Raw genomic sequence first — 18,984 nt, forward strand, 5'->3', positions numbered from 1 at the left:
TCAATATGGCCACGTCCATTCGGCGATCTCGTCGGGATCGGTGCCATGCGTATGCGCGTAATCGAGGTGGCGAATCACCGCGTTCTTCATGTCCTCTCTCAAATGCGCAGTGCTTCCGCGCAGGCGAGGCACGCGGTCGATCACGTCGATCACGAGATTGAAGCGGTCCACCTGATTGAGTATCGCGAGTTCCAGCGGAGTATTGATGTTGCCCTTCTCCTTGTAGCCGCGCACATGCAAGTTCTCGTGATTGCGGAACTTGTACGCCAGCTTGTGGATGAGCCACGGGTAGCCGTGAAAGTTGAAGATCACGGGCTTGTCCAGCGTGAACAGACTTTCGAAGTTCCGCACGCTCGATCCGTGCGGATGCTCGGTATTCGGCTGCATCTTGAACAGATCGACCACATTCACGAAGCGCAGCTTCAGTTCCGGCAGATGTTCGCGCAGGATGGCCGTGGCCGCGAGCGCTTCCTGAGTCGCGACGTCGCCGCACGACGCCATGACGACATCGGGCTCTTCGTTTTCGTCGTTGCTCGCGCGCCGCCAGACGCCCATGCCCTTCGCGCAATGCACGATGGCTTCGTCGATCGTCATGAACTGCAAGTGCTTCTGTTTGTCCGCGACGATCACATTGATGCAATCGGTCGATCGCAGGCACTGATCGGCCACGACGAGAAGCGTGTTCGCGTCGGGCGGCAGATAGACTCGCGTCACGGACGGACTCTTGTTCGTCACGAGATCGATGAACCCCGGGTCCTGATGCGAGAAGCCGTTGTGATCCTGACGCCAGACCGTGGAAGACAGCAGAATGGTCTCCGACGAAACGGACGCACGCCAGGGCACATGGTTCTTGCAGATGTCGAGCCATTTCGCGTGCTGATTGAACATCGAATCCACGACATGCGCGAATGCCTCATACGTATGGAAGAAGCCGTGACGTCCGGTCAGCAGGTAGCCTTCGAGCCAGCCGAGCAAGGTGTGCTCCGAGAGCATCTCCATGACGCGGCCGTCGCGCGAGAGTTCGCCGCCGTCCTCGTCCTCGGGAAGCATGTCGGCCATCCAGACCTTCTTGCTTGCCTGATAAACCGCCTGTAGCCGGTTGGAGGCCGTTTCATCGGGACCGAACACGCGGAACGTGTCCATGTTGGCGCGCATGATGTCGCGCAGGAATTCGCCCAGCGGACGGGTGTTCTCATGCTGGACGGTCCCCGCCTGGCCGACATCGACCGCATAGTCGCGGAAGTCGGGAAGCTTGAGTTCCTTGCGCAGCACGCCGCCGTTCGCATGAGGATTCGCGCTCATCCGCCGCGTTCCGGTCGGCGCAAGCGCCCGGATTTCTTCGCGCAGCCGGCCGTTTGCGTCGAAGAGTGTTTCCGGCTCGTAGCTCTGCATCCAGCGTTCGAGCACCGCGAGATTCGCGGGGTTCGTATGCACATCCGAGAACGGTACCTGATGCGAACGCCACGAGCCTTCGACCTTATGCCCGTTGATCTCCTTCGGTCCGGTCCAGCCCTTCGGCGTGCGCAGCACGATCATCGGCCAACGCGGGCGTTCCAGACCCTTGCCGGCGCGACTGTTCTCCCAGATCGCGCGGATATCGGCGGTGACCCGATCGAGTGTCTCGGCCATCTTCCGGTGCATCTGCGCGTGGTCCGATCCTTCGACGAAATACGGGGTGTAGCCGTAGCCGACGAAAAGCGCCTCCAACTCTTGATGGCTGATGCGCGCGAGGATCGTCGGGTTCGCGATCTTGTAGCCGTTGAGATTGAGAATGGGCAGCACTGCGCCGTCGCGCGCGGGATTGATGAACTTGTTCGAATGCCATGCAGTTGCGAGCGGTCCGGTCTCCGCTTCGCCATCGCCCACGACGCACGCGACGATGAGTCCGGGATTGTCCAGCACCGCGCCGTACGCATGCGACAGGCTGTAACCCAGTTCGCCGCCTTCATGGATAGATCCCGGCGTTTCCGGCGTCACGTGCGAGCCGATATGGCCGGGAAACGAGAACTGCTTGAAGAACTTCTGCAAGCCCTCGGTATCCTCGCTTTTGTCGGGATAGACCTCCGAATAGGTGCCTTCGAGATAAGCGGGGCCGAGCACGCCGGGCGCGCCGTGTCCGGGACCGGCCATGAAAACGACATCGAGGTCGTCGCGCTTGATGACGCGGTTCATATGCGCCCAGACGAACGAAAGAGCAGGGCTCGCGCCCCAGTGCCCGAGCAGGCGGTGCTTGACGTGCTCCGCTTTGAGCGGCTCGCGCAGCAGCGGGTTATCCGCGAGAAAGATCATGCCCGCCGATAAGTAATTGCACGCGCGCCACCATGCATCGACGAGCCGTAGTTCGTCGTCTTCGATGGTAGTTGCGTCAGACGGATTGGTGCTGGAACGATCGTTCATCGACGTCTCCGTTCAATAGCGGCGCATCGGAACGCACGTCGTGCTTTTTCACGAGGCGTCGCGCTGCGCGAGGTTCGCAGTTCGGTAGGTGCGCTCTTTCGTGCTTATTTTTATGCGTCTTATTGAGTCGATATCACGCGATGCCGCGATGTTCAAGATTCGAGGCGCGCGATTTCCACAAGGTTTGATCTGACTGCGCATAGAGCGCATTCAGTACTTGATGTCTCTTGCAGCCTGACGCCCGTGTTGCTTCGTCTCGCGCTTGTCCTGCCGGCATTGCGCATTCGATTGCTGGTTCGCCGCGCGGCAGTCCTGTTTGGTATGCCGCGCGGTCTGGCGCGTCTCTTGGCGCACATCGCGCCCGGCGCGGCGTTGCTGCGCCTGCTGCGTTGGCAAGGCGCTGTCAGGCCACGACAAGGCGAGCATGGCAGTGGCGACCGCGATGAACCTGAGTGTGCATGCGGGCATGATGTGGGCTCCGAAAGGATGGGAAGATTCCCCGGCTCTTCTCCTTCAAGATAGCGACCTCGCCCGACCTTGTGAATCGGCATTTGCGAAGAGATAGCTTGACTGTCGGCGGCGCATGGATTTAATTGATTAAAGAAGCCGACATGCTGTCGACGGCGTGGTGCTTATCGACCGGAGCTAAACCCGTGAGACTTCTTTCCGTAGCCACCGGTGCGTGCTTCTCGCTGGTTCTGCATGACGCGTGCGCGAGCCCGGTGGACTTTTCGAACGCACTGCCGAATTTTTTCGGCGCGGGCATCGGATCGACGACCGAGTACGCCGGCGGCAAGGACCGCATCGTAGGCGTGCTTCCCGGCATGCGCTACGCGACGAGCGGCGGCCATCTGTTCGAGTGGTACGGGACCTATGCGCAATACAACTTCGGTACGCTAACCGGCTTCCAGTGGGGCCCGGCACTGGCGCTTCGTCTCGGCCGACGCAATGTCGATGACGCCGTGGTATCGCAGGTCCATGAGGTATCCACGACAGTCGAAGGCGGCGGCTTCGTCGGTTACGAATACAGCCACGCTGGCGACGTACCGTATCGTCTTCGAGGCGAAGTCACCGTCGTCACCAATGCAGGAGCCGTCTATACGGGCGCGCGGGTTTCACTGAACACGAGCGCGTGGTTTCCGCTGCACTCGCGCGTGTTCGTCGGCGGCGGAGCCGGCGCGACTTGGGTGAGCGGCGGCTTCAACGAGACCTACTACGGCGTCACGCAGGAAGACGCGCAAAGGAGCGGGCTGCCTGTCTTCCGTCCGGGCGGCGGACTGAATCAACTGACCGGCTGGATCGCCGGAATCTACAAGATCACGCCGAAGTGGTACGCAGGCGCGATGGTCTACTATCAGCGTTTGATGGGCGACTCGGCGGCGAGCCCGATCGTGACCCAGCGCGGCACGCGCAATCAGCTGACCTACGGCGTTGGCGTTGCCTATGCATTTCAATAAGCACGCCGGCTTTCGATGCCAGCGTTCTAGCGGCAAGCGAAACGACGGTGCACGTCAACGATATCCATTCACGCGATGCCGCGCTAGTGCATCGCGCCCGCGAGCGCTTCCGCGTCGAGGCCGACGATGAGATCGACTTCGCCGTTAGAGAGCGTTTGCGTCGCCGGCACGCCAGCGGTCGTCAGCGCCTTGTTGTCCATGCGCGATGCGTCGTTCAGCAGAACGCGCAGGCGTGTCGCCGCGAGCGGTTGCAGCGTGACGATGTTCGCGCCCCCGCCCAACGCTTCGCGAATCTTTTCGGCGCGCGCCGCATAAGCCGAACCGTCGGAAGCAGGTGCAAAAGCCGGTGCAGGCGCCGCATCTGCGGCCTGTGCAGCACCGGCCGCGCCCGCCGCCGGCAGATCGGCTTCCGCGCCCGCGCGCTTCAGATAGTCCTGCATGTCCGTCTTCATGTTCTCCGAGAGCGGCCCGAAGATGGCCTGCACGCCGTTACCCACGCGCACGACGCCTGCCGCGCCCAACGCCTTGAGCCTGGCATCGTCGACGAGCGCGGGATCGTTCACGGAGATGCGCAGCCGCGTGATGCACGCATCGAGACTCTTGATGTTGGAACGCCCGCCGAACGCGAGCACGAGATCGCGAGAGCGTCCGCCCATCTCGGCCGTGCTGCCCGCGGCTGCTTCGACGGTATCGTCCTCGCGGCCCGGCGTCTTGAGATCGAAGCGCGTGATGACGACGCGGAACACGGCGTAATAGATCACCGCATAGATCGGTCCGACGATAAAGACGTACCACGCGTTGGTCGCCTTGTTGCCGATCAGATTGAACATCACGAAGTCGATCGCGCCCTGAGAGAACGTGAAGCCCATGTGCATGTTCAACGTGTTGGCAACGAACTGCGCCGATGCCGCGAGACACGCGTGGATGAAGTACAGCACCGGCGCGACGAACAGGAACGCGAACTCGATCGGCTCCGTGATGCCCGTGAGAAACGAGGTCAGCGCGGCGGACACCATCATGCCGCCGACCGCCACTTTCTTTTCCGGCTTCGCGCAATGCCAGATTGCGATGGCGGCCGCGGGCAGGCCGAACATCTTGAAGAAATACGCGCCGGCGAGAATCCCGGCCGTGCGGTCGCCCGCGAAGAAGCGCGTGATGTCGCCGTGCACGACCTTGCCGGTGGTGGGATCGAGATAGCTGCCCGCTTCGAAGAAGAACGGCACGTTCCAGATGTGATGCAGGCCGAAGGGAATCAACAGCCGTTCGACGAAACCATAGATGGTCGCCGCCGTGCGCGGATCGGACACCGCCGCCCAGTGCGAGAACGCCTTGATCGCGCTGCCGATAGGCGGCCAGATGACCGAGAGAATCGCGCCGAGCACGATCGAACCGATTGCCGTGACGATCGGCACGAAGCGCTTGCCCGCGAAGAAGCCGAGATACGGCGGCAGCGTGATGCGGTAGTAGCGATTGAACATCCACGCCGCGAGACCGCCCGCGAGAATGCCGCCGAACACGCCGGTCTGGATCGACGGAATGCCCATGATGGTGTCGGGCTTCACGCCTTCGAACGTTGCGATGACGCCCAGCGTCGCTGTCATCACGAGAAAGCCGATGGTCGCGGCAATGCCCGACACGCCGTCGTTCTCCGTGAAGCCGAGCGCGACGCCGATGGCGAAGATCAACGGCAGGTTGCTGAAGATCACGTCGCCCGCGTTCTTCATGAGCGCGAGCACGATGCCGGGGATATAACCGTGGAAGTCGGTGGAGCCGAGGCCGAGCAGCAACCCCGCGACCGGCAGCACCGCGACGGGCAGCATCAGCGATTTGCCGACCTTCTGCACCACGCCGAAAGCGTTCTTGAACATGCTGTCTCTCCGCTTGTTCCGGTGATCGCCTCTTACCTATTCCGCATAGCGAGCGAGCAGCGCGCGCACTTCCGCCGTGGTGCCGAGGGTCAGTACCTTGGCTGCGAGCGCGCGGCATTCGTCCATCGTGAGGCGCGCGAGCTGCGCCTTGATCGAGCCGATGGCCGGCACGCTGACCGACAACTCGTCGATGCCGAGTCCGGCCAGCACGGGCACGGCCATCGCATCCGACGCAATCCCGCCGCATACGCCCACCCATTTGCCGTGCCGGTGCGCGCCGTCGATGGTCATGCCGATGAGACGCAGCACGGCCGGATGCAGCGCGTCGGCCTGCTTCGCGAGCTTCGGATGCCCGCGATCCATCGCGAGGGTGTATTGCGTCAAATCGTTGGTGCCGATGGAAAAGAAATCGGCTTCCTGCGCGAGCGGCTCCGCAATCAGCGCAGCCGATGGCACTTCGATCATCACGCCTACCTTGATGCGGCTCATCTGCTCGCCTGCTTCCTCTTGCAGAATGCGCTTGGCCGCGCGCAGTTCGTCGAGAGTCGCGATCATCGGGAACATCACATGCAGATTGCCGATGGGCGCCGCCCGCAGGATCGCGCGCAACTGCGTCCGAAAGAAGTCGGGCAGTTCGAGACTCACGCGCACGCCGCGCAGGCCGAGAAACGGGTTGTCTTCCTTCGGCAGCGGCATATACGAAAGCGGTTTGTCGCCGCCGACATCGAGCGTGCGAACGACGAGCGGACGCTCGCGGCCGAGCGCTTCGGCGACGGCGCAGTACTCGGCCGCCTGTTCTTCTTCGGAAGGCGCGGTGTCGCGATTGTCGAATAGGAACTCGGAGCGCAACAGACCCACGCCTTCGGCGCCCGCCGCGACGGCATCGCGCGCTTCCTGCGCGTTGCGGATGTTGGCGACCACTTCGATGCGATGACCATCGGCGGTCACCGCGAGCTTGCTCGCGGCGGTCTGTTCTTGTGCCCGCTTCAATGTCTGCCGCTCGATGCGCTCGCGCGCCTTTTGCAGGTCGTCAGCGCCTGGGTTGCGTCGCAGGCTGCCACGCGAGCCATCGAGCACGACGAGCGTGCCGTCGGACAACTGCAACGCGCTTTCGTCGATGCCGCAGATAGCCGGAATGCCGAGCGAGCGCGCCAGTATCGCGACGTGGCTCGTCGCGCCGCCTGTCGTCGTGCAGAAGCCGAGCACTTTGCTTCTGTCAAGCGACGCGGTGTCCGAAGGAGAGAGTTCCTCGGCGATGAGAATGGATTCGTCCGGCACGTCGATGCGCGCCTGCTTCGCGCCCGCGAGCAACGCGAGCACGCGGCGGCCGACATCGCGGATATCGCCCGCCCGTTCGCGCAGAAGCGCGTTGTCGAGCTTCTCGAGATGGCTTGCCTGCGCCTCGAAAGCGGCGCGCCACGCGAAGCCCGCGCTCTTGCCGTCGCTGATGCCGGCGATCGCCGCGTCGTTGAGATCCGGATCGCCCAGCAGTTCGAGATGAGCATTGAGGATCTCTGCCTTCGACGGATCGGTCAGCTTCGCCTTCAGCGCCTCGATCTGCTGACGCGCTTCATGATGCGCCGCGTCGAGCCGCGCGCGCTCGCGTTGCGGCGATTCGCCCGTCTCGGCCACGTCGATGACTTCGCGGCGAAACTGCACGATCTTGCCGACCGCGAGCCCCGGCGACGCCGAGACGCCGGTGAACTCGTTCGCGTCGGCAGGCGTGGCGCGTGGCGGCGCGGCGGCTTCGCTCGTCATGGCAGGAGCGGCAGGCGCGGGCGCTTCGCCGGGCTTCTCGCCCGAACCCGACGCCAGCAGGCGCGCGAGCGCGGTCGCGGCTTCATTCGCATCGGGCCCGGCGGCTTCGATGCGCAGCTTGTCGCCGAAGCTCGTCGATAGCGCCATCAGCGCGACCACGGACTTCGCGTTCGCGCTGTCGCTGCCGCGCACGACGCGAATCTCGGAGGTGTACTTCTTGGCTTCGGCGGCGAACACGGCGGCGGGTCGCGCGTGCAGACCTTGCGGATTCGGCAGCGTGACTTCGTCGGATACGGCCTGTCCGCCTGCGTCGCGGCTCGCGTTGTCTTTGGTCGGCGCGACGAACTCGACCCGAAGCGCGACGTCCTGGCCCGCCGTGACGAGGCCCGTGGCCGGTTCATAGCGGGTGACGAGCTCGCCGTTCGCGATGACCATTTCCGTGAGCAGACTCACGGCCTTTGCGCCGACGACGAGCGGGTCGAAGCGAATGAGCGGCTGGCCGGTCACGACGGTATCGCCTTCCTTCACGAGCGGCGTGAAGCCTTCGCCGCGCAGCATCACCGTATCGAGACCGATGTGAATCAGCACTTCGAGACCGCAGTCGCCCGTCACGGTCGCTGCATGACAGGCGCGATGCAGTTGCGTGACCTTGCCGGCGAGCGGCGAGAGCAATTCGTCGGAAGTCGGATCGATCGACACGCCATCACCGACCATCTTCTGAGCGAACACCGGATCGGGCACGGTATCGAGTTGGACCATGACGCCTGAAATGGGCGCCATCAGCTCGATTCGCTCTAAACGTCGCGGAGCTTTCATGTGAACGACTCCTTGTCCCTCGACTGCGCGAGGTCAATACATAAGACGTCTGCGCAAGGTTGTTCAATGGACCATTTGCCTACGATGAATCATAGGCAAACGAAGAACGAATCGCCGGAATATGTGGGCAGGGTTTGATCTGATGCAGAGCGCTTTGCGTTGAAACCAATTGACGGGAACGATGCGGGAAGTGAAACGTTATTAGTAAGACTAACTGATTGGTCGGTTCCTCGTTTTTGCCGTATCGGATCGCTCGTACGAGAAGAGATTTCGGAATTACGTGATTAGAGAATAGCGCTGCGAGCGCGGAGTGTAGTCAACTGGGTATCTTGGCGTCGATGATGCGTTGCGCTGCGCTGAGCCCGCTCGACAGAGCCTCGTCCTCCGTGCGGAAGACAGTATGCGTTTCGGAGACCAGCCGAACCGGTACGCCGACAGGCCGCTTCGGTTCAGCGGTGCAAACACTCACTACAGCAATGAATCCGACGGGGTCGCTGAATTTCGCTTCGTGCGACACGGCTTTGACTGGCTCGAGGTGAATCGTGATCTCGAACCCTCGATAAGGATAGCTTCGCTCCATCGATTCGCCCTCGAAAGGTTCATCAATTGCAGATGCGGATACTGCATGACTGCGAGCGGTGACGACCGCAACTGCCGATGCTAAGGCATTCTACTTCTCCGGAATGTCGATTCGCAGCGGCGTAGGGTTTGTGCTTAGCGGAGTCATCGGCGACTGCCGTATGTTTTGCCGATCTAAGCGTGGATGCCGCGCCGCGTGCGAATACGCTCTCGCATTACACGAGGCGCGCGCCGCCATCGACGTTCAGTGTCGCGCCGTTCATGAAGCCATTGGTCATCAGGAATACCACGCCTGCGCCGGCTTCGCTCGCGGTGCCGAGACGATGCAGCGGCAAGGTCTTCTCCATATTGGCCACGACTGCATCTCGCGCGTCGCCGAGTGCTTTGCGCAGGATCGGCGTATCGATCGGACCGGGCGACAGCGTGTTGACGCGCACCGGCGCCAGTTCGAGTGCCAGCCCGCGAGCGAGCGCTTCCATCGCGGCGGACGCGGCGGCGAGCACTGCGGTGCCGTAGGCGTTCGGACGGTCGGCGAGACTGCCCGAGATGAAAGTGATCGAGCCATCGGTGCGCAACCGGTCGCCCAGGGCGCGAATGACGTGCACGGCCGCCCAGATGCGTTCCTCGAACGCATTGCGAAGATGCGCGACCTCGGCCTCGCGCACCGTCCCTGCGACGAAAGTGCCCGCCAGCAAGACGAGATGATCGACCTTCGCAATGTCTCGCACGGCCTGCTGCAGAGCGTGCGCGTCGGTCACGTCGGCCGCGCGCCAACCGGCGAAGCCATGTTGCGCCGCGACGCGTTGAGCGGTGTCGGCAGAGCGTCCGACGACGATGACCTCCGCGCCCGCCCGCTTCGCCTGAACGGCCGCGTCGAGCCCGATGCCCGACGTCCCACCGAAGATCAATGCCGTCTTGCCGGCCAGCGGGCGGTGAGCGACTGCTTCGGCCTGTGCGTCTTGCGCGTTCGTATTCGCGTTCATGTCCTTCTCCTGTTTGACTTCGCCGGTTCGGCGTCGATGGAAGAAGGTTAATTCGAGAGACTGCGCTTGATAATCGGGCTACGGTTCGCTTTAATGATGCCATCATGGAACAAATCGCCATCGAAAGGCTCACTGGGCTCATTGCTTTTGCGCGTGCGGCGTCGCTGGGCAGCTATACGGCTGCGGCGCGTTCGCTGTCGGTTTCACCATCGGCGATCAGCAAGAGCATCCAGCGGCTGGAGCAGCATTTCGGCCTCGTGCTGTTCACCCGGACCACGCGCTCGCTGACGCTGACGCCCGAGGGCCGAGATCTTCTGGAGCGCACGCAACGCTTATTGCGCGAAGCGGAAGGGATCGAGCAAGGCGTCGCCGCAGCGCGCGCCGAGCCGGCGGGAACGCTGAAGGTGACGGCGCCGCTGCCCGTCGGCGTGAACATCCTCGCGCCGGCCTTGCCCGCGTTTCGCCGACAGCATCCGAAAGTGACCGTCGATGTGCGCCTGAGCGACCGCTACGTCGATCTGGTCGAGGAGGGCGTGGATGTCGCCATTCGAGTCGGCGAACCCGGCGACACGCGGTTGATCGCGCGTCGTCTGGCACCGCATCGGATTTGCGCATTCGCGTCCCCCGAATACTTGCGGGAGCGAGGCGTGCCGCAGCATCCGAACGATCTCTTGCAGCATGACTGCGTGAACTTCAGATATCAGTCGACGGGGCAGGAAGCCGCGTGGCCCTTCAACGTGGGCGGCAAGCTCCTTGAGTTCACGCCTGCGTCGGCTTTGATGATCGATGTCAGCGACGCGGTTGCCGCGGCGTTGGCCGCCGGCGCCGGCATCGGGATTTCGACGACGTATATCGCGGCCTCTTACGTTCGGCGGCGCGAACTCGTACCGGTGCTGCACGAGTTCGCTTACGACCGCTTCCATCTGCATGCCGTGTGGCCCGAGAGCCGCCGCAGCAATCCGGCGGTAAAAGCGTTTGTCCGCTTTTTGCAGGACATCTTTCCGTCGCCCGCGCCCTGGGACGTGCTGGTGCGGGATCATGCTTCTTAGCGGCTGTGAGTTGTCGGGGAACGTCGCTGACGTGAGTGGGCGTGAGTCGACGCGCTCGCTGATCATGGCCTATCGATCATGCTCGCATTGCGCGCGGATTCTTAGCTCACGGGAGCGCCAAACGCATCGACGAAGCGCTCCATCAAGCGTGCTTCCCGGCGGCTTCGACTCCGAGCGCCGCGCGCGTCTCACGAAGAAGCTCGTCGGATAGCTCGGGATCATCAACGGCACGTGCCAGAATAAGAGCGCCGACGATGCTCGAGAGCGTGTGGATCGCATCGCGTCGAACACTTTTCTTGTTGGCTTTCGCACGAGGCTCGGAGAAGCCCTCGATCATGCTTTCCACGTGATGGGTGAACGCGGTTTGGGCCGTAGGTTCATGTGCGATCTCTCCCGCCAGCCCGGCCATCAGACAGCCATTGCCTCTATCGTCGCGGTGCTGCGCGCTCAGATAACCGTTGACGTAATCGATTCTCGACGCGCCCCGAGCCATGCCTTCCTTCATGGATTCGAGCGCTTTGACCGATGCATCTTCGATGCTCTTTCCGATCAGATCTTCTTTGGACTCGAAGTGATGATAGAACGCGCCGTGGGTCAGGCCCGTCGCCTTCATGATTTCGCTCAGGCTCACGCCGGAGAACCCGCGCTCGCGAAATAGAATCGATGCCTGTTCCAGGATACGGGCGTGCTTCTCTGCCGTCTCCTCTGGCGGGTAACGCATACATCCTCCCATTAAACCAGTAAGAAACAAGTTGACTTTAAACAGTATAGCGATCATGCTTCGCGAATGGAAGCATGATGACCATCATGTTTGACCTGTCGCAGGTCCGTGTGGTCGATGCTTCCATGCGTGCTCAAACATGATGGTCATAATGCTTAACGGCGTTGTCCTTTTTACCGAGGTTCGTATGAAGAAGTTTCTTGTGACAGGTTCCACCGGTACCACGGGTGCCCCGACGGTTCGCCTCTTGCTCGAAAACGGCCACCGCGTGGCGGCATTCGTGCGCCGCGAAGATGCCCGTTCCGCGGCGCTCGAGAAACTGGGCGCAGAGATCGTGACCGGTGACCTGCTCAATCTCGAAGATGTGCGCCGCGCGACGACGGGCGTCGACGGCGTCTACTTCTGTTATGCGTTGACGCACGGAGCGGTGGAAGCGACGGCGATACTCGCTCAAGCGGCAATCGAGCAAGGCGTCAGGCAGATCGTCTATATGTCGCAACGACAGTCGCGCCCGCACGCACGCAGTCCCGCGACCATGAGCCACTGGCTGTCCGAGAGAATTCTCGATCGCTCGAGCGTGCCCACGGCGCATCTTCGAGTCAACTTCTTCGCGGAATGGATGTTGTACACAGCCAATGAGATTCGCGCGGGTCGCTATCTGACGCCGTTCGATGCAGAGAGCCGCTTCGTTCCGATCGCCGCAGTGGATATCGCACGTCTGGCCGTACGAATCCTCGAGAATCCGGAAGCATTCGGCAGCACGATCATTCCGGTCACTGGCTCGGTCGAAGTATGCCATATCGAACTCACGCGCATCCTTGCAGAGACGCTAGGAAAGGAGGTGCTGTTCAAGCAGGTGTCGCCAGAAGAGTTCGTGAGAACGATCGGACTGGATAAGGATCCTTCCTTCGTCCGGCATTTCAGGGCAGTCAAGATCGATCAGCAGGAGGGATTGCTTGCCGGCGTCGACAAGAGCGCGGCGGAAATCATCGGTCAGCCGCTGGTGACGCCCGAACAGTTCATCAAAGAGCATCGGCATCTCTTGGCTTGATCTTGATAGACGGACAAGTTCGGTCATAACCTACTGGTCCGTCGTTTCGCGGTCCCCCGTTCGGCCGTGGCGATGCCTCAGTTGGATGGTCCGCGAGTTAGGGTTCATGAGCGCAACGCTTGCGCGAGGAATCGTTGGCAGACACCGACCTGTCGCCCTCTGCCGTGCACGCAGTGCTCGAAATCGGCGCGAGTCCCGGGATCAACGGCAAGGAACTGGCCGAGCTCCTGAGACTGGATAAGTCCAATAGCAGCAGGCAGATCGCGCGCCTGGAGGCGGCGGGGATCGTCGAACGGCGCGCGTCCGACGGCGATGCGCGTTCATCGGAACTCTATTTGACGCATGGAGGAAAGCAACTCAGGCAGAAGATCGACCGGTTCGCGTCGTCTCAGGTCTCGAAGGCCCTTGCGCGCTTGAGCCCTTCCGACCAATTGGCCATGGTGCGCGCAGTCGGACTGTATGCCGATGCATTGGGGCAAGACAACGGTACCGATACACCGGTTAGCAGAACCGTATCTGCCTCCATAGTGGAGGGATACCGACCCGGCTGCATCGGTGATGTGGCCAGCCTGCACGGGCGCTTCTATGCACAGCACTGGGGTTTTGGCGCCTTCTTCGAAAAGAGAGTCGCGACCGAACTGGCCGCGTTCGCCGAAGCCTTGCCGCAGGATGGCAAAGCGCTCTGGCTCGGCGAGCGCGACGGCCGCACGCTCGCATCGCTTGCCATCGATGGGAACTTAAAGAGCGGAGTGGCGCATCTGCGTTGGTTCATTGTGGACGACGCATTGCGCGGCACTGGAATAGGAAGGCAGCTCATGACGCGCGCCATGAACTTCGTCGACCAGCATTTCGCCGAGACGTACCTCTCCACGTTCAAGGGTCTGGAGGCAGCGAGGCACCTGTATGAATCATTCGGCTTCGAACTGTGCGAGGAAGCTCAGGGCACGCAATCGGGAACGAGCGTCACGGAACAGCGGTTCGTGCGTCGGACGGCCTGACCCGCGCGGCTGGATCATCGTTGGAGCGGTGACGCGGGAGGTGCTGCTGACCTAGCGCCCCAGTCTCACCACCACGGACGCAACCAGTCGCCGTCTCTTGAATCGGGCCGATGACCGCGCCCCTCGCCATCCCGATGGTGTCGTTCTTCGCAACGGTGCGCTTTCGGCAGGCCGCTCACCTTACGAATGTACCCGGTGCTTCCCGCAGCTTCAGCAAAGAACAGATCGCCTTCCGGCCCGAACGCGAGTTCTCTGGGACCGCTCAAAATGCCGGCCTGAGTGGCAGGGCCGCCGTCGCCGCTATGACCGTCCATCCCACTACCGGCAATGGTCGTGATGATGCCGGTGTGCCTGTTCACCTGGCGCACGCGGAAGTTGAAGGTATCGCTGATCGTCAGGTTGCCCGCGCAATCGAACGTGATGTGCGTAGGGAAGTTCAGGAGCGCGTCGGTCGCGAGAACGCCGTCGCCGTTGTAGCATGCGGAGCCGCCAATTTGCTGGCACGTGGTCCCCGCGCCGGCTACTTTGGTGACCGTCCCGGTCGATGCGTCGACCCGGACGACATTCGGCGGAACGGGGTCCACTACATAAAGGACGCCGCGCGGATCGAACGCCATGGTGACGATGTACGTGGCACCGAGCTCGACAACGGTCGAGATAATCCCTGTGCGATGGTCCACTCGCCGGATGAGGCCGGCTGCCGAATCGGCAATGTAGAGATCGCCTTCGCGATTCACCGCGACATCGTTGGCGAATACCGTTGCCTCCGTGGCCGGACCGCCGTCGCCGCGGTTGGGCACGTTGGGCGTGCCCGGGCCAGCAACCGTGGCAATGATGCCGGTCTCGCGATCGACCCTTCGAACGACTCTCGCATTCCCCGAATCGCCGATGAAGACGTTACCTGCGCGGTCGAGCGCCACGCCTGTCGGATAGCCGAGTTGCGCCTGCGTGGCCGGGCCGCCGTCGCCGCGATAGCCCGCCTGCCCGGTGCCGGCAATGATCGTCACCGTGCCGTTCCTGTGGTCGATTCGCCTAACCACGTGATGCGTCGGTTCGGCGGTATAGATGTTGCCCCATCGGTCCGCCGCGATGGCTTCGGCCTGTATGGCCTGCGCGCCGTCGCCGCCCGCAAAGGTCGTGATGGTCTGCGCCTGAGCGGCATGCGCGAACGCGACGAGCAGCAGTGCATAGAAGGCTCGCAACATGACAGCGAGGCTCCGGCCTATGCGGGCTATGCGGGGTATGCGCGGCATACATCCTCCTTTCGGCATCATCGAACTGCACGGTCATTCAATAGTCGATGTCGCGGAATGCAGGATGTTGTGGCCAAGGGGAAGCGAGCCCGAAAGCGTCCAAACCGCCCGACACTTCATTTTAGTAAGAAGTATCGAAAAGCAAATGACTTTTCATCCTTCCGATGGGGTCGTTGCCTTCCATGCTCGCGGCACGCGATGAAAGTTGCGGTCGAAATAGATCAGACTGTCGCCATCGCTTCGCACCTTGATGTGCGTCGTTTGCACGAACATCACGGCATGCGAGCCGACATCTTTTGCTTCGACAATCGTGCCTTGCAAGCTCGCTAGGGCGCCACGCAAAACGGGGACGCCGTTCTCGCCTTCGTCCCAAACCGGCAATTGAAAGCGCTCTTCCATCGATAACCCCGTCATGCCCGCGAAGTGTCGCGCGATGCTCTCCAGACTCGCCGGCAGGACGTTGATGCAAACCTGTCGATTGCCGTCGAAGACCGAATGCATCGCGCTCGACCGGTTCAGGCACACGAGCAGCGTCGGCGGCGCGTCGGTGACGGAGCGGACCGCGCTCGCCGTGATGCCGCATCGTCCGTGCGCGCCGGCCGTGGTGATGACATTGACCGCTGCGCCAAGATGGGCCATCGCTTGTCGGAACTGCTGGCGCTGCGGATCGAGTTCGGTGTGAACGGATGCGGCTTGTACGGACATGATGTTGAGTCTCCGGCTTGATCTGCCATAAATGCAGACACATGGATACGATGACACTGCGAAATTCGGATTCGTGCGCTGTCACTGCTGCTCGTGCGCCACGCATGATCAGTCAACGCATGAAAAGTCCACCGTTGATATCCCAGCACGCACCGTTGGCGAAGTAGGCATCGGCGGAAGCGAGCGTGACGGCGACATCGGCAATGTAAGACGCGGAGCCGAGGCGTCCCACCGGAATGCCGGCGATCACCTTCTCCAGCTTGTCGGCGGGCACGCTCTCATGCACGATCGCCAGATCGAGCGGTCCCGGCGAGATCGCGTTGACTGTCACGCCATGCGCCGCGAGATCGCGTGCGAAGACCTTGGTGAGCGTGATGGCGCCGCCCTTGGCCGCCGCGTAATGCGCGCCGGTCGCCGAGCCGCCATTCTGTCCCGCGAGCGATGCGATATTCACGATCCGCCCCGCGCCGTGCGTGGCGAAGTACTGCCCGAACACCTGACAGCCGAACAGCACGCTGCGCAAGTTCACGTCGATGACCTGATCGAACTCTTCCGCCGTGATCTCCATGACGGGCACCACCTTCGACGCGCCCGCGTTGTTGACGAGCGCATCGATCGCGCCCCAGCGGTCGATCAGCGCATCGCGCGCGGCCTCGAAATCGGCCTTCGATGTCACATCGAGCCTGAGCGCGAATGCGCTCGACCCGTCGCCGCTCAACCCACGCGCGAGCCTCTGCGCTGCATCGGACGCGATATCGCCGAGCGCCACTTTGTAGCCCGCGTCATGAAAGCGGCGCGCGAGCGCTTCGCCCAGTCCGCGCGCGGCCCCTGTGATGAGCACGACTCTCTTCGACATCACATGTCCTCGTCATTCGTTGGATGCGAGCGCCGCTTCGATACGCGCCGCGACCGCGCACACCGTCTCGTCCTCGCCCTTGCGGCCGACGATCTGCAATCCGGCCTTCATGCGCGTTCCGTTTATCGGCACCGGCAACGTGATGGCAGGATGCCCGCTGAGATTGAATGGCCGTATGAGCGACGACATCGCGATGACCGACGTTCCCGCGCGCGCCGCCTCGATGGTGATCGGGAGCGACGGCAGTGTCGGCAGGGTGAGCACGTCCGCGTCATCGAGCGTGCGGTCGACTTCATCCGTGATCGCGCGGCGGATGCGTTCCGCGTTGTCGAGATCGGCGGCGCTCGTATTCGCCGCCGCGCGCAGGCGGGCTTCGATATCGGCGCCGAGCTTGCCGGTATCGACGAGATGGCCGAACGCACGCCACGTCTCCGCGTTGATGACAGCCAGCCCCGCTGCGAAGGCATCGCGCATCGACGCGAGGGCCACGGGACGCGTGGACAAGCCGCTGCGTGTCGCCGCAGAGGCAACCGCGTGCCTGATGTCGTCGTCCGCATCGACATGGAGCATCGCCACCCGCGCATGCGCGACATCGCGGCGCGCGCGACCCGCCTGAAACGACGGATCGATCGCGAGCATGACGTCGATGATCGTATTCATGTCACGCGCGAACGGACCGACGCAATCCAGCGTGGTCTCGCGCGGCGCGACGCCATCGCGCGATACGCGTCCGAACGTGGGCTTGAGGCCGATCACGCCGCAACACGCCGCCGGGCCGCGCACCGAGCCGCCGGTGTCGGTGCCGAGCGCGGCATCGACGAGATGCAGGCCGACCGCGGACGCCGAACCGCTCGACGATCCGCCCGGAATGCGCGCCGCATCCTGCGGATTGCGCGGCGTGCCGCAGAAGTCGTTGATGCCGGTCATGCCGAACGCCAGCTCGTGCATGTTGGTCTTGCCGGTGATGCGCCAGCCCGCGTCGAGCAGACGCTGCACCACTTCGGCGTGGCGCGGGGCGGGCAGCGCGTCGGCGAGCGCGCGGCTCGCGGCGGTCGTCGCGTAGCCCGCGATATCGATGCTGTCCTTGATCGCAATCGTCGGCGCGTCCGGACGTGCATGCGCGATGAGATCGAACTCGTGCAAGAAGGCGCTCATGCGATGAACCCTCGGGCGGGATTGACGGACCACGGCGCGTCGAAGAGACGCTCGGTGCGGAAGTGGCGGATCAGCCAGATGGCTTCGTCGTGCGGTGAGGGCATGAAGTCCACTTCGAGCCGCGCCGCAATGAGTTCGGCCCGTCCATCAACATAACCGGAAGCCTGCAACATGATCCAGCGGCCCTTCGCCGACTCGCCGCGCACTTCGATATGCTCGCTCGTCAGAAAGTGCGTGTTCGTCGTGAAATGCGGCGTGGGCGGCAGATAGCGCTGCAACATCGCGACGATATTCGCCGGGCCGATTAAGCGACCGAACTTGTTTGCATACTGCGGGCCTATGCCTTCCCACACAGCATCGTCGGAAAAGAGCGCCGCGAGCGATTCGCCTTCCAGCGCGCGCGCGGGCACGTCGCACAGCGCCATGTACCGCGCGATGCTTCTGCGGACCGCGTTGTGCGCCTCCAGCGCGCGCAAGCGCTTGACGATGGTCTCGTTCATCGCATCACCCATGATTGGCGACAGCGGGCGGCACCGTCAGCGCGCGGCCCACGCGTGCTTCGATCTTGCCGTAGCGCCACAAGTTGTACTCGCCGACCGGCGTCGTGCGATACAGATTGCAGACGGCGACGGCGGTGTCGAAATCGGCGACATCGGCCATGATGTAGAAGGTCCACGGCGCGCCGTCCGCATTGCCGACGACGAGGCGGTCGTCATCCATCACGCCGAGCACGCGCACGTTGTCCATCGCTTCGATGGCGTTGAGCATCTTGCCGTAGGCTTGCCACACCTCGCCGATCTGCTCGCGCGGCAGATCGAAGAAACTCTGCGAGACGCCGCAGCAGAACAGCACGCGCAGGGGCAGGTTTCGCGTATCGGGCATCGTCAGGTTCCTGTTCAACGTTTTTGCATGGGGCGATCACAGATAGCCGCATTGCACTGCACGCTATCGACCGAGCGCGCGAGCGGTCTTTCCGCCCAGACCGAAATCCGTATTCGGTATGTCCTTGATCATCACGCGCGTGGACTGCAACGGCACGTCGAGTTCGGGCGGCGCTCGTTTGACACAGCCGCGCGATCAGCGCTTCTTTCTGCGCTTCCGTGCGGCCCGCAATCAGAATCGCGATGATGACCGGCAACGCATCAGGCGTGAGTTTTCCGCCCAGGCCGATGTTCGATGCCGGCAACTCCGACAACAGAATGCGCACCGATTCGGCCGGCGCGCCGATAGCATCGACGGTCGCCTGTGTCAGACCGTGAATGAGCGAGGCTTTGCGTTCATCGGCATGGCCTTGCGGCAGATAGACTTCGAGTGTCGGCATGGCAGTTCATCCACGAA

The 18,984-nt window shown here is 62.8% G+C and carries 16 protein-coding genes and 2 pseudogenes; 4 read left to right on the forward strand and 14 right to left on the reverse strand.

All coding sequences use genetic code 11. The annotated features are described in order from the left end of the window. On the reverse strand, positions 1 to 2,397 hold the full coding sequence (locus tag NCR34_RS24455; RefSeq protein ID WP_248323746.1) for a phosphoketolase family protein: 2,397 nt from the start codon (positions 2,395 to 2,397) through the stop codon (positions 1 to 3). Between the two features lie 210 nt (positions 2,398 to 2,607). Further along, positions 2,608 to 2,823: a hypothetical protein gene (locus NCR34_RS24460; protein WP_248324224.1), complete on the reverse strand. Its 216-nt coding sequence runs from the start codon at positions 2,821 to 2,823 to the stop codon at positions 2,608 to 2,610. Between the two features lie 227 nt (positions 2,824 to 3,050). Between NCR34_RS24460 and NCR34_RS24465 the strand changes: the two genes are divergently transcribed. Next, positions 3,051 to 3,854, forward strand: coding sequence for a MipA/OmpV family protein (locus tag NCR34_RS24465; RefSeq protein WP_248323747.1), 804 nt, complete (start codon positions 3,051 to 3,053; stop codon positions 3,852 to 3,854). An 83-nt stretch (positions 3,855 to 3,937) separates the two neighbouring features. Here the strand turns inward: NCR34_RS24465 and ptsG are convergent, their stop codons facing one another. From ptsG to NCR34_RS24485, 4 genes are all read right to left on the reverse strand, one after another. Next, positions 3,938 to 5,722 (reverse strand): PTS glucose transporter subunit IIBC, encoded by a 1,785-nt coding sequence (ptsG, locus tag NCR34_RS24470; RefSeq protein ID WP_248323748.1) that lies wholly within the window; start codon positions 5,720 to 5,722, stop codon positions 3,938 to 3,940. Between the two features lie 36 nt (positions 5,723 to 5,758). Continuing rightward, entirely contained in the window at positions 5,759 to 8,296 is a 2,538-nt protein-coding gene (gene ptsP / locus NCR34_RS24475; protein WP_248323749.1) for a phosphoenolpyruvate--protein phosphotransferase, read from the reverse strand. 316 nt (positions 8,297 to 8,612) lie between these two features. After that, positions 8,613 to 8,876: a hypothetical protein gene (locus NCR34_RS24480; protein WP_248323750.1), complete on the reverse strand. Its 264-nt coding sequence runs from the start codon at positions 8,874 to 8,876 to the stop codon at positions 8,613 to 8,615. A gap of 214 nt (positions 8,877 to 9,090) precedes the next feature. Then, positions 9,091 to 9,858 carry an SDR family oxidoreductase gene (locus tag NCR34_RS24485; RefSeq protein ID WP_248323751.1) on the reverse strand — a complete coding sequence of 256 codons (768 nt, stop codon included), beginning with the start codon at positions 9,856 to 9,858 and terminating at the stop codon, positions 9,091 to 9,093. A 104-nt stretch (positions 9,859 to 9,962) separates the two neighbouring features. Between NCR34_RS24485 and NCR34_RS24490 the strand changes: the two genes are divergently transcribed. Beyond that, entirely contained in the window at positions 9,963 to 10,907 is a 945-nt protein-coding gene (locus NCR34_RS24490) for a LysR family transcriptional regulator (protein ID WP_248323752.1), read from the forward strand. A 142-nt stretch (positions 10,908 to 11,049) separates the two neighbouring features. On the opposite strand, the gene NCR34_RS24495 is transcribed toward NCR34_RS24490, so the two are convergent. After that, on the reverse strand, positions 11,050 to 11,628 hold the full coding sequence (locus tag NCR34_RS24495) for a TetR/AcrR family transcriptional regulator (RefSeq protein WP_248323753.1): 579 nt from the start codon (positions 11,626 to 11,628) through the stop codon (positions 11,050 to 11,052). Between the two features lie 151 nt (positions 11,629 to 11,779). Here NCR34_RS24495 and NCR34_RS24500 point away from each other — a divergent pair, with 151 nt between their 5' ends. Together NCR34_RS24500 and NCR34_RS24505 are read left to right on the forward strand one after the other, a co-directional pair. After that, positions 11,780 to 12,679, forward strand: coding sequence for an NmrA family NAD(P)-binding protein (locus tag NCR34_RS24500; protein ID WP_250501221.1), 900 nt, complete (start codon positions 11,780 to 11,782; stop codon positions 12,677 to 12,679). Between the two features lie 85 nt (positions 12,680 to 12,764). Beyond that, a pseudogene (locus NCR34_RS24505) lies at positions 12,765 to 13,677 on the forward strand (bifunctional helix-turn-helix transcriptional regulator/GNAT family N-acetyltransferase); the annotation flags it as partial. Between the two features lie 65 nt (positions 13,678 to 13,742). Here NCR34_RS24505 and NCR34_RS24510 read toward each other — a convergent pair. From NCR34_RS24510 to NCR34_RS24540, 7 genes and pseudogenes are all read right to left on the reverse strand, one after another. Next, positions 13,743 to 14,882 (reverse strand): NHL domain-containing protein, encoded by a 1,140-nt coding sequence (locus NCR34_RS24510; RefSeq protein WP_248323755.1) that lies wholly within the window; start codon positions 14,880 to 14,882, stop codon positions 13,743 to 13,745. Between the two features lie 201 nt (positions 14,883 to 15,083). Next, the gene (gene hpaC / locus NCR34_RS24515) at positions 15,084 to 15,635 is read right to left on the reverse strand and encodes a 4-hydroxyphenylacetate 3-monooxygenase, reductase component (RefSeq protein ID WP_250501222.1); all 552 of its coding nucleotides are present in this window, start codon (positions 15,633 to 15,635) and stop codon (positions 15,084 to 15,086) included. A gap of 112 nt (positions 15,636 to 15,747) precedes the next feature. Continuing rightward, complete coding sequence (locus tag NCR34_RS24520) at positions 15,748 to 16,491, reverse strand: SDR family NAD(P)-dependent oxidoreductase (RefSeq protein ID WP_248323757.1); 744 nt, start codon at positions 16,489 to 16,491, stop codon at positions 15,748 to 15,750. Between the two features lie 12 nt (positions 16,492 to 16,503). Beyond that, positions 16,504 to 17,646, reverse strand: coding sequence for an amidase (locus NCR34_RS24525; protein ID WP_248323758.1), 1,143 nt, complete (start codon positions 17,644 to 17,646; stop codon positions 16,504 to 16,506). Beyond that, entirely contained in the window at positions 17,643 to 18,146 is a 504-nt protein-coding gene (locus NCR34_RS24530) for a nuclear transport factor 2 family protein (RefSeq protein ID WP_248323759.1), read from the reverse strand. Before NCR34_RS24530 ends, NCR34_RS24525 begins: the two co-directional genes overlap by 4 nt. Positions 18,147 to 18,150: 4 nt before the next feature. Beyond that, the gene (locus NCR34_RS24535; RefSeq protein ID WP_248323760.1) at positions 18,151 to 18,528 is read right to left on the reverse strand and encodes a hypothetical protein; all 378 of its coding nucleotides are present in this window, start codon (positions 18,526 to 18,528) and stop codon (positions 18,151 to 18,153) included. Between the two features lie 63 nt (positions 18,529 to 18,591). Then, a pseudogene (locus NCR34_RS24540) lies at positions 18,592 to 18,967 on the reverse strand (tautomerase family protein). Between the last annotated feature and the right edge of the window lie 17 nt (positions 18,968 to 18,984).

It is taken from the genome of Caballeronia sp. GAWG1-5s-s (genome assembly GCF_023631445.1).
Taxonomy (GTDB): Bacteria; Pseudomonadota; Gammaproteobacteria; order Burkholderiales; family Burkholderiaceae; genus Caballeronia.

Excerpts from the sequence above, each read along its gene's own strand:
- NCR34_RS24485 (WP_248323751.1), bottom strand. The coding sequence starts at position 9,858 with ATGAACGCGAATACGAACGCGCAAGACGCACAGGCCGAAGCAGTCGCT.
- NCR34_RS24520 (WP_248323757.1), bottom strand. The coding sequence starts at position 16,491 with ATGTCGAAGAGAGTCGTGCTCATCACAGGGGCCGCGCGCGGACTGGGC.
- NCR34_RS24525 (WP_248323758.1), bottom strand. The coding sequence starts at position 17,646 with ATGAGCGCCTTCTTGCACGAGTTCGATCTCATCGCGCATGCACGTCCG.
- NCR34_RS24495 (WP_248323753.1), bottom strand. The coding sequence starts at position 11,628 with ATGCGTTACCCGCCAGAGGAGACGGCAGAGAAGCACGCCCGTATCCTG.
- NCR34_RS24490 (WP_248323752.1), top strand. The coding sequence starts at position 9,963 with ATGGAACAAATCGCCATCGAAAGGCTCACTGGGCTCATTGCTTTTGCG.
- ptsP (WP_248323749.1), bottom strand. The coding sequence starts at position 8,296 with ATGAAAGCTCCGCGACGTTTAGAGCGAATCGAGCTGATGGCGCCCATT.
- NCR34_RS24500 (WP_250501221.1), top strand. The coding sequence starts at position 11,780 with ATGCTTAACGGCGTTGTCCTTTTTACCGAGGTTCGTATGAAGAAGTTT.
- ptsG (WP_248323748.1), bottom strand. The coding sequence starts at position 5,722 with ATGTTCAAGAACGCTTTCGGCGTGGTGCAGAAGGTCGGCAAATCGCTG.
- NCR34_RS24535 (WP_248323760.1), bottom strand. The coding sequence starts at position 18,528 with ATGCCCGATACGCGAAACCTGCCCCTGCGCGTGCTGTTCTGCTGCGGC.
- NCR34_RS24510 (WP_248323755.1), bottom strand. The coding sequence starts at position 14,882 with ATGTTGCGAGCCTTCTATGCACTGCTGCTCGTCGCGTTCGCGCATGCC.
- NCR34_RS24455 (WP_248323746.1), bottom strand. The coding sequence starts at position 2,397 with ATGAACGATCGTTCCAGCACCAATCCGTCTGACGCAACTACCATCGAA.
- NCR34_RS24460 (WP_248324224.1), bottom strand. The coding sequence starts at position 2,823 with ATGCTCGCCTTGTCGTGGCCTGACAGCGCCTTGCCAACGCAGCAGGCG.
- NCR34_RS24530 (WP_248323759.1), bottom strand. The coding sequence starts at position 18,146 with ATGAACGAGACCATCGTCAAGCGCTTGCGCGCGCTGGAGGCGCACAAC.
- NCR34_RS24480 (WP_248323750.1), bottom strand. The coding sequence starts at position 8,876 with ATGGAGCGAAGCTATCCTTATCGAGGGTTCGAGATCACGATTCACCTC.
- hpaC (WP_250501222.1), bottom strand. The coding sequence starts at position 15,635 with ATGTCCGTACAAGCCGCATCCGTTCACACCGAACTCGATCCGCAGCGC.